General features: G+C 62.8%; 13 protein-coding genes. 6 read left to right on the top strand and 7 right to left on the bottom strand.

Annotation, left to right across the window (positions count from 1 at the left end):
- Positions 1-544: 544 nt before the first annotated feature.
- The 4 genes from msrQ to clpB form a co-directional block, all read right to left on the bottom strand.
- Positions 545-1,150 (bottom strand): protein-methionine-sulfoxide reductase heme-binding subunit MsrQ, encoded by a 606-nt coding sequence (msrQ, locus tag BLR85_RS19435; protein WP_093161020.1) that lies wholly within the window; start codon positions 1,148-1,150, stop codon positions 545-547.
- 8 nt (positions 1,151-1,158) lie between these two features.
- Positions 1,159-1,362, bottom strand: a complete 204-nt coding sequence (locus tag BLR85_RS29950) for a GDCCVxC domain-containing (seleno)protein (RefSeq protein WP_093161010.1) — start codon at positions 1,360-1,362, stop codon at positions 1,159-1,161.
- Positions 1,363-1,365: 3 nt separating this feature from the next.
- A complete protein-coding gene (gene msrP, locus BLR85_RS19425) occupies positions 1,366-2,295 on the bottom strand; it encodes a protein-methionine-sulfoxide reductase catalytic subunit MsrP (protein WP_093161007.1) in 930 nt (309 codons plus the stop codon).
- Between the two features lie 265 nt (positions 2,296-2,560).
- Entirely contained in the window at positions 2,561-5,176 is a 2,616-nt protein-coding gene (clpB, locus tag BLR85_RS19420) for an ATP-dependent chaperone ClpB (RefSeq protein WP_093161002.1), read from the bottom strand.
- 179 nt (positions 5,177-5,355) lie between these two features.
- On the opposite strand from clpB, the gene BLR85_RS19415 reads away from it, so the two are divergent.
- Entirely contained in the window at positions 5,356-6,108 is a 753-nt protein-coding gene (locus BLR85_RS19415) for a methyltransferase (protein ID WP_093160997.1), read from the top strand.
- A 31-nt stretch (positions 6,109-6,139) separates the two neighbouring features.
- Complete coding sequence (gene pyrF / locus BLR85_RS19410; RefSeq protein ID WP_093160992.1) at positions 6,140-6,856, top strand: orotidine-5'-phosphate decarboxylase; 717 nt, start codon at positions 6,140-6,142, stop codon at positions 6,854-6,856.
- 114 nt (positions 6,857-6,970) lie between these two features.
- Here pyrF and BLR85_RS19405 read toward each other — a convergent pair whose 3' ends face one another.
- A complete protein-coding gene (locus BLR85_RS19405) occupies positions 6,971-7,258 on the bottom strand; it encodes an NfeD family protein (RefSeq protein WP_093160988.1) in 288 nt (95 codons plus the stop codon).
- Complete coding sequence (locus BLR85_RS19400) at positions 7,258-8,139, bottom strand: SPFH domain-containing protein (RefSeq protein WP_093160983.1); 882 nt, start codon at positions 8,137-8,139, stop codon at positions 7,258-7,260. The genes BLR85_RS19405 and BLR85_RS19400 overlap by 1 nt, the downstream gene beginning before the upstream one ends.
- 556 nt (positions 8,140-8,695) lie before the next feature.
- Between BLR85_RS19400 and BLR85_RS29595 the strand changes: the two genes are divergently transcribed.
- From BLR85_RS29595 to BLR85_RS29590, 3 genes are read left to right on the top strand one after another with little or no spacing between them, the layout of a single operon-like run.
- Positions 8,696-8,920: a hypothetical protein gene (locus BLR85_RS29595; protein ID WP_212635113.1), complete on the top strand. Its 225-nt coding sequence runs from the start codon at positions 8,696-8,698 to the stop codon at positions 8,918-8,920.
- Positions 8,881-10,125: a hypothetical protein gene (locus BLR85_RS29945; protein WP_244520796.1), complete on the top strand. Its 1,245-nt coding sequence runs from the start codon at positions 8,881-8,883 to the stop codon at positions 10,123-10,125. Before BLR85_RS29595 ends, BLR85_RS29945 begins: the two co-directional genes overlap by 40 nt.
- Positions 10,023-10,289, top strand: a complete 267-nt coding sequence (locus BLR85_RS29590; RefSeq protein ID WP_244520795.1) for a hypothetical protein — start codon at positions 10,023-10,025, stop codon at positions 10,287-10,289. Before BLR85_RS29945 ends, BLR85_RS29590 begins: the two co-directional genes overlap by 103 nt.
- A 38-nt stretch (positions 10,290-10,327) precedes the next feature.
- Here the strand turns inward: BLR85_RS29590 and BLR85_RS19390 are convergent, their stop codons facing one another.
- A complete protein-coding gene (locus BLR85_RS19390) occupies positions 10,328-10,780 on the bottom strand; it encodes an NUDIX domain-containing protein (RefSeq protein WP_170844652.1) in 453 nt (150 codons plus the stop codon).
- A gap of 160 nt (positions 10,781-10,940) precedes the next feature.
- On the opposite strand from BLR85_RS19390, the gene BLR85_RS19385 reads away from it, so the two are divergent.
- Positions 10,941-12,734, top strand: coding sequence for an ABC transporter transmembrane domain-containing protein (locus tag BLR85_RS19385; RefSeq protein WP_093160973.1), 1,794 nt, complete (start codon positions 10,941-10,943; stop codon positions 12,732-12,734).
- Positions 12,735-12,871 lie beyond the last annotated feature (137 nt).

Below are 12,871 nucleotides of genomic sequence, written 5' to 3'. Positions count from 1 at the left end.
CTCCAGGTTTCATCAGAAACCAGAAGCCGCCAAACAGTGAAGCTGACACTCTATCATCGGGGCGAACCCCTAAGAGCGTTGGATTTGATGTGCAGTGTTGATCCATCGAATGAACCAAACCGCCCACAAATCTCTTCAGTCACCAGCAATGTCAAAGAGCAGAGAAAACAAAGCCAACCGTTGCGCCCAATCTTACTCAAGCGCGCCAGCCTGCCCATCCTATCTATGTTATTTCCACTTCGCTCATCGGCCTCTCAACCGCCCCGCTCCGTGTCCCGCCGTGCGCCTCAGCGCCGCCGGTGAAGGGGGTTCTACGGATACCAACGGGGGGTCGCAAGTGCTTTTTCAAGAGAATTGCGAAATTTTTGGGAAATAGCACCCATCCAATTGAAAATTATTAATTTTTCTTACACAAAGAAATTCAGGAAAACGTTTTCCAAAGCGAGTTACCTAGGGGCATAGGGGCGACTCGGTTCCCGAATCCAGACTTACCCACAGAGTCTTCCACAGAATCCGGAATGAGAACCTCGGAATCGGACCGGAATCACGACTTCAGGGCCCGCCGTCTTGCCGGAATCGCTGTCGGGACGAGTCGCAGCACCAAAAGCACCAAGACAATCCCGAGGTAGTAGAAGGGTTCCATCTGCCATCCCTTCACGACCATGACGAAGTGGACGGCCCCCAGCGGCACGAGGATATAGGTCAACCTGTGAAGCCGCCGCCAACGCACCGGGCCAAGCTTGCGCAGCGACCAGTTGTTGGACGTCAGGGCAAGTGGCACCATCATGACAAATGCCGCCATGCCGATGGTGATATACGGGCGCTTGACGATATCGGCCCAGATCTGCGCCGGGATCTGCACGTCGAGCACCAGCCAGACCAGCAGATGTGTCAGAATATAGAAGAAGGCGAGCAACCCGATGGCCCGCCGAAACTTGATAAGCCGCAACCCGGCAAACCGCCCAAGCGGCGTGACGGCCAAGCCTGCGATCAGCAGCCAGAGCCCCCAGAGGCCAAGGCGGTGCTCAATGGCCTTGGCCGGATCGACACCCAGCCCACCCTGGACGCCCTGCCAGAACAACCAGAGTACCGGCAGGGCGCCAAGCGGGTAAAGCGGCCAGGCCGGAACCCTGCGCAGCGCTTTGTTCATCGCCTCGATCACGAGCAACACCCCCGGCCTAGCTGGACCGGAGGACAGGGGGTGTCTCCATAGGAGCAGAAGACACAGCAATCGCCCGGCAGCGGCCGAAGCACGGCCTTGCAGGCCGGGCATTCATAGAACCACTGGCAGGCATCCGTCGGCATCTGCTCCGAGGAGGTTTCGCCGCATTTCGGGCAGGTGATCCGCGAATCTTGCTTCATGGCTCAAAAATACTTGGAAAGGTCCATGCCGTCATACAAATCGGCAACCTGCGCACCGTAGCCATTGAACATCAGCGTCGGCAGTCGCGGAGCCCGCAAGCCCCCGCCAATACGGCGTTCAGTGGCCTGGCTCCACCGCGGATGGTCCACGTTCGGATTTACGTTGGAATAGAAGCCGTATTCGTTTGGCAGCGTCTTGTTCCAGCTTGTCGGCGGCTCGTCCTCGGTCAGCGTGATGCGGACAATCGACTTGATCGACTTGAAGCCATATTTCCAGGGAACCACGAGACGGATCGGTGCGCCGTTCTGGTTCGGGATCGTCTCGTCATAGAGCCCAGTGGCCAAAATCGTCAGCGGATTCATCGCCTCGTCCAGCCGGAGCCCTTCGACATAGGGCCAATCGATCACGCGCGAGCCAACGCCGGTCATTTCGTCCGGACGAAGTGCGGTTTCGAAAGCGACATATTTCGCGCCCGGTTGCACGCCCACGCGGTTCAGCAGGTCCGACAATTCGAAACCGACCCAGGGGATGATCATTGACCAGCCCTCGACGCATCGCAGTCGATAGATACGCTCTTCAAGAGTGGTGCCTTTCAGGATGTCGTCCATCGTCCAGGTCCCAGGCTTGTCCACCAGTCCAGCTATCTCCACTTGCCAGCCATCTGTCGTCAGGCGATGCGCATTGCGCGCCGGGTCATCCTTGCCGGTGCCGAACTCGTAGTAATTATTGTAGGAGGTTATGTGCTCGAGTGGATTGGGCTCCTCCATGGTCGAATAATCCGACTTCACCGCCCCAAGCCCGGCCATAGCCTGTCCGGCAATCCCTCCGGCGGCCAGCGCGCTGGCTCCCATCATGAGTTGCCGCCGGTTCATCCAGGCGGCTTTCGGGGTCACATCGGACCAGTTCAGATCGTTCTTCCAGCGTCCAGCCATGCGTTCTCTCCTGTGCCTTTCGCCAAAGATAGAACATCCTGAACGCTTGTGGGGGCTTTGACACCAAATCTCACGCGATCGTTGGATTGCGTCAGAACCTTTCCGAAGACGAAAGACCCATACCGTCATCTTTCCGCAAATACCTCGGGGGGAGCGCTCGAACCAGCGCGAGGGGCAGCGCCCCCTCTCTCGACAGCGCAATACGACGAGGCCACAAACGAAGAAGGGCGCAGCCTGCGCCGCGCCCTCCCTGTCCTATGGCAGATCAATGCACCACGGCATCCTCCGGCGGTTGCCGGTTGGTGCTGCCGATGTGATCGCCGACGATCAACCCGTCGGCCCCGGCGCTCACCTCGACGGTCGAGCCATCCATCACGTCACCCGCGAGGATCATCTCGGCCAATTCGTCCTGAAGCGCCTTCTGGATCACCCGCTTGAGCGGGCGCGCGCCGAAGACCGGATCATAACCCTCGTCGGCCAGCCATTTCTTCGCCGCCTCGTCCAGCGTGAGCGTAATGCCCCGCCGCTGCAGGCGCCGGTCAAGCTGCCCAAGCTGGATGTCGACAATCCCGTCCATATCCGCCCGGCTGAGCCGGTCGAAGATGATAATCTCGTCGAGTCGGTTGAGGAATTCCGGCCGGAAATGCGCCTTGACGGCATCCATCACGTCCCGCCGCGCATCCGAAACATCCGCCCCTTCCGGCAGCTGGCTGAGCGAATGCGCTCCAAGGTTGGATGTCAGGATGATCAGCGTCTGCTTGAAATCGACAGTCCGCCCCTGACCATCGGTCAATTGACCGTCATCCAGAACCTGCAACAGCACGTTGAACACGTCTGGATGCGCTTTCTCGACCTCGTCGAACAGCACCACCTGGTAGGGCCGGCGCCGCACCGCCTCGGTCAGAACGCCCCCCTCGTCATAGCCGACATAGCCCGGAGGCGCGCCGATCAGGCGGGCAACCGAATGCTTCTCCATGAATTCCGACATGTCGATGCGCACCATCGCGCTGTCATCGTCGAACAGGAACTCGGCCAGCGCCTTGGTCAGTTCCGTCTTGCCGACACCGGTCGGCCCGAGGAACAGGAAGGATCCAAGCGGACGCGTCTCCTCGTTGAGACCGGCACGCGCGCGGCGTACCGCGTTGGAAACGGCCTTCATCGCCTGCCCCTGGCCAATGACCCGGCGCCCAAGCGCCTCTTCCATCCGCAGGAGCTTCTCGCGCTCGCCTTCGAGCATCTTGGAGGTCGGAATGCCGGTCCACCGCTCAACCACTTCGGCGATCTGCTCGGGGCGTACGGCTTCCTCGACCATCAGGCGACCTTCGCCTTCCTCGGCCTCGACAAGCTTCTTCTCCAGCTGCGGAATGATGCCATAGGAAAGCTCACCGGCCTTGGCCAGGTTCCCCTCCCGCTTGGCGATATCCAGCTCGGCCCGCGCGGAATCGAGCTGCTCCTTGAGCCCACGCGCCGATTCCAGCTTGTCGCGTTCGGATTGCCACTGCGCCGTCATCTCGGCCGAGCGTTGCTGCAGGTTCGAAAGCTCCTCTTCCAGCTTGTCCAGCCGGCTCTTGGAGGCCGCATCGTCCTCCTTCTTGAGCGCTTCCGCCTCGATCTGCTTCTGCAGGATCTCGCGGTCGAGTGCATCAAGCTCCTCGGGCTTGGAATCCACCTGCATCCGCAAACGGCTTGCCGCCTCGTCCATCAGGTCGATCGCCTTGTCCGGCAGGAACCGGTCGGTGATGTAGCGATGTGACAGCGTCGCCGCAGCAACAAGCGCCGAATCCGAGATCCGCACGCCATGGTGCAGCTCGTACTTCTCCTTGATGCCGCGCAGGATCGACACGGTGTCCTCCACCGTCGGCTCGGCGATGACCACCGGCTGGAAACGACGGGCCAGCGCCGCGTCCTTTTCCACGTGTTTGCGGTACTCGTCCAGCGTGGTGGCACCAACACAGTGCAACTCGCCCCGCGCCAGCGCCGGCTTGAGCAGGTTGGAGGCATCCATTGCCCCATCGGATTTGCCCGCGCCAACCAGCGTGTGCATCTCGTCGATGAACAGGATGATCTCGCCGGCCGCCGACGTCACTTCCGAGAGCACGGCCTTCAGCCGCTCTTCGAACTCGCCACGATATTTCGCGCCGGCAATCAGCGAGCCCATGTCGAGTGCCATCAGCTTCTTGTTCTTGAGGCTCTCCGGTACGTCGCCATTGACGATCCTGAGCGCAAGCCCCTCGGCGATGGCCGTCTTGCCGACGCCCGGCTCACCGATCAGCACCGGGTTGTTCTTTGTCCGGCGGCTCAGAACCTGCATCGAGCGGCGAATTTCCTCGTCGCGGCCAATGATCGGGTCGATCTTGCCCTCGCGGGCGGCCTCGGTCAGGTCGCGTGCGTATTTCTTCAGCGCGTCATAGCCTTCCTCGGCGCTCGCGCTATCCGCCGTGCGCCCCTTGCGCACATCGTTGATTGCCGAGTTCAGCCCCTGCGCGGTCACCGCGCCGGCCTCCAGCGCCTCCTTGGCGCCAGACCGCACCACGGCAAGCGCCGTAAGAATCCGCTCGACGGGAATGAAGCTGTCACCTGCCTTGGTGGCGATCTTCTCCGCCTCGATCAGCACGCGTTGCAGCGACTGGTCCATATAAGTCTGGGCCCCGTCGCCCGTCACCTTGGGCACGGAGTCAAGCTTGGCATCGACAACCTCGCGCACGCGCTCGGGCGAACCGCCCGCACGTTTGATCAGGTTGGAGGCCAGCCCCTCTTCGTCATCCAGGAAAGCCTTCAGCAAATGCACCGGCACCAGACGCTGGTGCTGCTCGCGCATCGCGATTGTTTGCGCGGCCTGAAGGAACCCGCGCGACCGCTCCGTGAACTTCTCCATGTTCATCGGCATTCTCCTTTTCACAAGCGCCTGCCGGAATTCCTCCACCCGTCAGCGGCGTGGAGATTGCACAGGCCTCGAATGCGATATGGGGCCGGGACCGCTCCGGCTCAAGCACCACTGTCACATTTTTCCCACAGTGTTTTTTCGGGCGGTGCTTGACCGGTGCGCGCCCGGGACGGAGCATGACGCCGACCTATAACGCGGAGATGACCATGTCCCGTTTCGACCAGATCCGCGCCAGAAGCCGGTGGAGCGATATACTCGAGGGCCAGCCGCAGCATCTCCTCATGCTGGCGCTCATGCTCTGCGGGGCGGCATGGCTGCTGGAAGACAGCCCCGGACAGGGGCGCTTTCTGGGGCTCGACAGCCTCGACTGGGCCTGGGCCTCCATCTGGCTGGCGGTGCTGCACCAGGCGGTTGTCGCCTTCGGCTTCCGGATGCAACTGCACCGCGCGATCTTCACCAGGCTCTGGGGCAAGCGGGATTTCGCGAATTGGCAATGGATCTTCCTTCCCCTGCTCGTCGCCCGCCCGATCACGCTGCTCGTAACCGCCGTGCTGGATGCCGGCAGCCTCTCGCTCTGGCGTCCGGGCACTCTCCTGCTGGGCGTCTTGCTGATCCTTCCCGCCGCATGGACCCTGAATTCCGTTCTCCGCCACTTCACCATCAGGCGGGCGACTGGCGGCGATCATTTCCGCGCGCGCTACCTGTCCATGCCGATGGTAAAACAGGGCAGCTTTCGCTGGTTCGACAATTCCATGTATGCGCTTGCCTTTCTCGGCCTCTGGGGGATCGCGCTGATCGCCGGGTCTTGGCAGGCACTGGTCGTGGCCTGCTTTCAGCACGCCTATATCTGGGTGCATATGTACACGGTCGAGGCGCCGGACATGCGCTGGCTCTACGGGCCGCTTGATGCGGAAGACGGGACGGACTAGGCAGGCGCAACCGCATTCAAGGAGCCCCAAGATGTCCGACGACCGCCTGATAGTCGCCCTCGACGTGCCCAATGCCCTGGCCGGGCTGGAGCTTGCCAAAAAGCTCGGCGATGCCGTCTCTTTCTACAAGATCGGCCTCGGGATGCTGACGGGCGGCGGGCTGGCGCTGGCCAACGAGCTCAAGGGTGAGCACGGCAAGCGCATCTTCCTTGACATGAAGCTGTTCGATATCGGCGCCACGGTAGAAGCCGCGGTGCGCGGGCTGGCCCAGTTCGACCTCGATTTCCTGACCGTGCATGGCGATCCGCACGTGGTGCGCGCCGCGCAGGAAGGCAAGGGCGAAAAGGATCTCAAGATCCTGGCCGTGACCATCCTGACATCGCTCGACCGGGCCGACCTCGACGCCAGCCTGATCAAGCCGGGCGATGTGCGCGATATCGTTCTGGAGCGAGCTGCCAACGCGCTCAATGCCGGTGCCGACGGGCTCATCGCCTCACCGCAGGAGGCCCCGCTCATCCGCGCCTTGCCGGAAGCGGAAGGCAAACTGATCGTCACGCCGGGCGTTCGGCCAGCCGGTGCCGATTTGGGCGATCAGAAGCGGGTTGCAACCCCGGCGCAGGCCATTGCCAATGGCGCGGACCACGTGGTGGTTGGCCGCCCCGTCTGGCAGGCCGGTGACCCGAGAGCGGCGGCTGAGGAAATCCTGCGCGAACTTGCCAGCCCGCAAGCGCAGCGTCCCAATAACTGAGCCGACAGGAGGGCTTCCCCTCGAGCATTGACGCCTTCGGCGTCGCAACCCCTTGGGGCCGGGCGCGCCTGCGGCGCGTGGGACATCTGAACTGGCCGCGCAAGAAGCGCGCTGTCAGTTCTCGTTGATATCGTGATCGAAGGTCTTCACCGAGCCGCCGCGCAGTCCAAAAACCTTTCTCAGGACAACCCAGGACACCAGCGACAGAATCGCGAAAACCAGCAGGGTAAGCGGCAAGGAGCCCTCGACAAACGCCATGAAGGGGCCGCCTATCCAGAGCAGCGCGCCCGTCACCGCAGAGCCGATGGCAAAGCCGAGGAATATCCATCCCGGCGCCAAGACCTCCAGGATCGCCAGCGCAAGGCCCGCGACCATCCAGACCCACCAGGCCGTCCACCACATCAGCCGCGCCCTTTCAGAAGCTTGAATGCGTCGCCAAAGGCCGAGACCGCTTCGGCCGGCAGAACGACGGTGTGCTTGCCCTCGCCAGCGCCGAGCGCCTGCAAGGCTTCGACCTGCTTCAGGGCAACCTGGTATTGCGCGGCTTCCAGGCCGTTCTCCTGGATCGCCTTGGCCACAACACCGGTCGCATAGGCCTCGGCATCGGCCTGTATGCGCCGGGCCTTGGCGATCTGCTCGGCGGAATACAGCTGGGCATCGGCCTGAAGCTCGACCGCCCGCTTCATGCCTTCGGCCTCCGTCACATGGGCACGGCGCGAGCGTTCGGCGTTGAGCTGCTGAAGCATGGCTTCTCGCGTCGCCTGATCGAGATTCACATCAAGAAGCTCGGCCCGGGTAACCTCGATCCCCCAGTCGTCAACGGCATCCTCCACGGATTCCTTGATCCGGGCGATAAGCTGGGCGCGGTTGGACTGAACCTCGTCCAACTCCATCTTGCCGATTTCGGCGCGCACGATACCGGCCACGGTCGTGGCGATGGCGCTGTCCACGTCACGGATCCGGTAAACTGTCCGGGCCGGATCGTTGATCCGGTAGAAAACGGAGGTGTCGATCTGGACGAGAACGTTGTCCTTGGTGATGGCGTCCTGCGTCGCATTCGGCAATTGCCGCTCGAGAATGGAAACCCGGTGCGCGACGCGGTCGAGGAAGGGCACAATCAGGTTCAGACCCGGCCCGAGAACGGAGTGCAGCCGCCCGAAACGCTCGATGACGAATTTCTCGGACTGGCCGACGATACGAACACCGAGCAGGACGCAAAGAATGATAAAGAAGGCAAGCAGGATGGTGACGATGTTGCCGCCGGAAAGAGGTAACTGGTCCATATCGGTTCCTTTGGAGTGCTCGTCGCCTGTATACAGACAGAGCTCTATATCAAGGTAGGAAAAAAGAACCTTAACAGGCCCAATCCTGAAAGACACTTCCGCTCGGAAGGAAAGTAAACGCCGGCACGGCGAAACAAGGCCTTCACGCCCGCCTCATCCGAACAAGCGGAGCACTCTCTTCCCGGGCCAACGGCGATCCAATCGGCAAATTGTCGAGTCCGCCGGGAACGCAGTCGGGCTAGAAAACCACCGATCGCTTTGGGATCTCCACGCTCCGAATCTCCGCACCACTCCAACGACGGACATGCATCTGGGGCGCCTGCAACTGGACAGCGAATCCGGCCAAACGGTGCTCCGATCCAGAGACCCTCCTGTAGAAGCGCTTCATTACAGTGCGTTATGAGAAATTCGTCGCATTGATGCCGCCCGCATGACGGGTGAGGGAAACAGTGCGCACGGCCTGCCATGCCCCCCGTCTCCGCCGGTTGACCGCCGGCACTGATATTCCGGCGCCGCGGCGCAGTCGTCGCGGTCCAACCTTGAAGAAGAAACCGCGATGAAAGACATCGTCCTGATAGCAAACGGAGACCTGCGCGAAAGCGCGAATATCGCGTGCTGGCCCGCCCAGAAGACGATGGAAGACCGCTTGATGGCGGGGATCGCCGCTAAGGGGCGCACGGTCACCCGGGGCATCCGGAGAAGCCGCAGGGCCACGGCTTCATCGGCAGTCAGCGCGAAGGCATGGATGTCCTTGCCGGTATCGACCCGGAAGCGCCGCTGATCGTCGCCGAGGCGGTCTGGCAGTATTCGCACCATTTGCTCGCCGGTCTCTACCACCACCGCGGCCCGATCCTGACCGTGGCCAACTGGTCCGGGCAATCGCCGGGGCTGGTGGGGCTGCTCAATCTCAACGGCTCGCTGACCAAGGCGGGCGTCGCCTATTCGTCGATCTGGAGCGAGAATTTCGAAGACCCGTTCTTCGAGCGCGCCCTTGATGAATGGCTTGAGACCGGGACGATCACCCACGAGACAGATCACGTCATCCCCTGCACCGAACTGGACCTGCCGGAGGCCGACGCAGCAATCGTGAAGGGCATCGTCGAGTCGATGCTGCACCAAAAGGTCATCATGGGTGTCTTCGACGAGGGCTGCATGGGCATGCACAACGCCATCATCCCCGACGAGGCGCTTCTGCGCATGGGCGTGTTCAAGGAGCGGCTTTCGCAATCCGCCCTCTACTACGCCGCCCAGCAAGTGCCCGAGGCGGAGGCCCTCGACGTCTCCGAGTGGTACCGGGCCAAGGGCCTGAAATTCCATCTCGGCGAAGATCACGCGGAGGACCTGACGGAGGCGCAGGTTCTCGAACAGTGGAAGATGTGTATTGCCGCCATGCGCATCGCCGACGCGCTCGGCTGCGAGGCCATCGGTATCCAGTACCAGCAGGGCCTGAAGGACCTGATGCCGGCCTCCGACCTTGTCGAAGGGACGCTGAACAACGCCGACCGGCCGGATGTGACCGGACCGAACGGCGTGATCCGGCAAGGCGAAGCAATCGTACATTTCAACGAGGTCGACGAATGCGCAGGGCTCGATGGTATCCTGATCAATCGCCTGCACAAGGCGCTTGGCCAACCGGTCGAGAGCACGCTGCATGACCTCCGCTGGGGCGGCCCCGACGAGAGCGGGACGACCGACGCGTTCGTCTGGGTGTTCGAAATCTCCGGCGCCGTGCCGCCCGCGCATAACGAGGGCGGCCGGGCCGGCTCCGAGAGCTTCCTCCAGCCGCCGATGTATTTCCCCAACGGTGGCGGAACGCTGAGCGGGTGGCCAGGGCGGGCGAGATCATCTGGTCCCGGATCTTTGTCGCAGACGGCGCGCTGCGCATGGATATCGGGCGCGGACAGGCCATCGTGCTCCCCGAGGCGGAGACCCGGCGGCGGCTGGACGGCACCACGCCGAAATGGCCGATCATGCACGGCGTGCTGACGGGCGTGACCCGCGACCAGATAATGGCGCGGCACAAGGCCAACCATATCCAGGTCGTCTATGCGCACTCCGCCGAGGAGGCAGACCGCGTCATGATCGCCCGGGCCACGCTCGCAAAGGAACTGGGCATCACCGTCTGCTTCTGCGGCGTGAAACCCGGCTAAGGGCCAAAGGCGGGGCGCCGGAACATGCGGCGCCCCTCTCACCCATCGAGACCGTCCCAGAAGAGCGCAACGCTGGCCTGTAGCTCCCGCACGCCGAACGGGTGGGACAGGAAGCGCGCAACGGGCATCATCTCCCAGCATTGTCCTTCGTCACCGAAAACAATCGCGTCGACCAATTCCTGCGGGATCTGCCCCGCCAGGAAAGCCCCCTCGATCCGTTGCGGCTCGTATTTCAGGAAACGCGACGCGTAATCGAACCCCTGCGGCGACAGGTGGATGCCGAATTCCTCCTGCACTTCCCTCAGCGCGCAATCGAGGATCGTCTCGCCCGGCTCCCGAAGGCCGCCGGGCAGGTCCCACCGTCCGGGATCGGGAATATGGGCAAAGTCATCGCGCTGGTAACAGAGGATCGTTTCCCCGCGGAACAGCGCCACCTTCGCGCCGATCAGGGAGCGATCTTCGAGCAGGGCGGCGAACCCGTTCCGGGACATGGCAAACTCCTTGCGGCGGCCATGGCGACCGACGCGGAACCGATACTCCGCCAAGGCTTTCCAACCAAGCCATTTTGCCCGGTCGGGCAGCAAAGCACCGCCTCTGGCTTGCCGCATCTTTCCCAGCCAGCTATTGCTCCGCGAAACGGAGGAGAAAAACATGGCGCGAAACGGGCCTGAGTCAGAACACCAGCGCGCGAGCTCGAAGAAGGTTGGCTCTCTCAGAGCGCTCTTTCCGTTCTTCGCCCCTTACCAGCGCTACGTGATCCTCGCGGGCATCGCGCTCGTCATCACAGCAAGCGTCTCGCTGCTGCTGCCGGTGGCTGCCCGCCGCGTGGTGGACGGCTTCGAAGACGGCGCACTGGCGCTGCTCGACGGCTATTTCCTCGCCGCCATCGGCATCGCGGCGATCTTCGCGCTTGGTACGGGCATGCGATATTACGTCGTGACCCGGCTGGGCGAACGGGTCGTGGCCGATATCCGCAAGGCGGTCTTCGCGCGCATGATCTCCATGAGCCCCGCCTATTACGAGAACCTGCTGACCGGCGAGGTGATCAGCCGGATCACCACGGATACGACCCTCATCCTGCAGGTAATCGGATCTTCCGTCTCATGGTTTCTGCGCAACTCGCTGCTCTTCGTGGGCGGGCTGGCGATGATGTTCATCACCTCCGGCAAGCTGACGCTGATGGTGCTGGCCATCATCCCGGTCGTGATCCTGCCGATCCTGGCGCTCGGGCGGAAACTGCGGAAGCTCTCGCGCGTGAACCAGGACTGGATCGCGCAAAGCTCTGGCAACGCTTCCGAAGCCCTGCAGGCCGCGCAGACCGTACAGGCCTATTCGCATGAAGCGGCCAGCCGCGCCCGGTTCGGCGAAGTTACCGAGGCCAGCTACGCCACGGCCAAGACCCGCATCGGGGTGCGGGCGCTGCTGACGATGATCATCATCTTTGTCGTTTTCTCCGGCATTCTCGGCGTTCTCTGGATCGGCGCGCGTGATGTGCGGGGCGACGTGATGACCGCGGGCGAGTTGGTGCAGTTCCTGATCTATGCCGGCATCATGGCTGGTTCCGTCGCCGCGCTCTCCGAGATTTGGGGCGAGCTGCAACGCGCCGCCGGCGCCACCGAGCGGCTGGTCGAATTGCTGGGAGCCGAGGACAGCGTGTCCGACCCGGCCAAGCCGAAGGCACTGCCCGCACCCGTCAGGGGCGAGATCGCCTTCGAGAACGTCGTCTTCCACTATCCAAGCCGCCCGGAAGAGGCCGCGCTCAACGGCATCTCCTTCACCGCGCGTCCCGGCGAACAGATCGCTCTAGTTGGCCCCTCCGGCGCCGGCAAATCGACGATCCTGCAATTGCTGCTGCGCTTCTACGACCCGCAACAGGGCACGATCCGCCTTGACGGCATTGCGCTGGCCGACATGGAACGCGCCGCTTTCCGCCAGAACCTCGCCCTGGTCCCGCAGGACCCGGTGATCTTTGCTGCCACCGCAAGAGAAAACATCCGTTTCGGCCGCCCCGATGCGAGTGACGCCGAGGTCGATGCCGCCGCGCGGGCCGCGCAGGCGCATGACTTCATTTCGGCCCTGCCGCAGGGCTATGACAGCTATGTCGGCGAACGTGGAGTGATGCTCTCCGGCGGCCAGAAACAGCGCATCGCCATCGCCCGCGCCATCCTGCGAGACGCGCCAGTGCTGCTGCTGGACGAGGCCACCTCGGCGCTCGACGCCGAGAGCGAACGCGCGGTTCAAGATGCCTTCGCGACGCTGACCGAAGGCCGCACGACCCTGATCGTCGCCCACCGGCTGGCTACAGTGAAACAGGCCGACCGCATCCTCGTCTTCGAGCAGGGCCGGATCATCGCCGAGGGCAACCATGACGAGCTGGTCTCGCAGGGCGGCCTTTATGCCCGGCTGGCGCGACTGCAATTCACCGAGGGACTCGCGGCCGAGTAATCGCCGTTTCTGTCCCTTCGGGTTCCAAAAACGGGCCATACCTGCGGGTTTTGCGGAAAAACTCCGAAAAGCCCAGTTGTTCGTTGCGCAGCGTCAGACTTGCGAAACATACTTGTTTTACCCCAGTTTCCGGGCAA

The organism is Aliiruegeria lutimaris (assembly GCF_900099935.1).
Taxonomy (GTDB): domain Bacteria; phylum Pseudomonadota; class Alphaproteobacteria; order Rhodobacterales; family Rhodobacteraceae; genus Tropicimonas; species Tropicimonas lutimaris.
The sequence above is the reverse complement of the archived record's forward strand: the minus strand, read 5'-3'. Positions and strand labels throughout refer to the sequence as shown.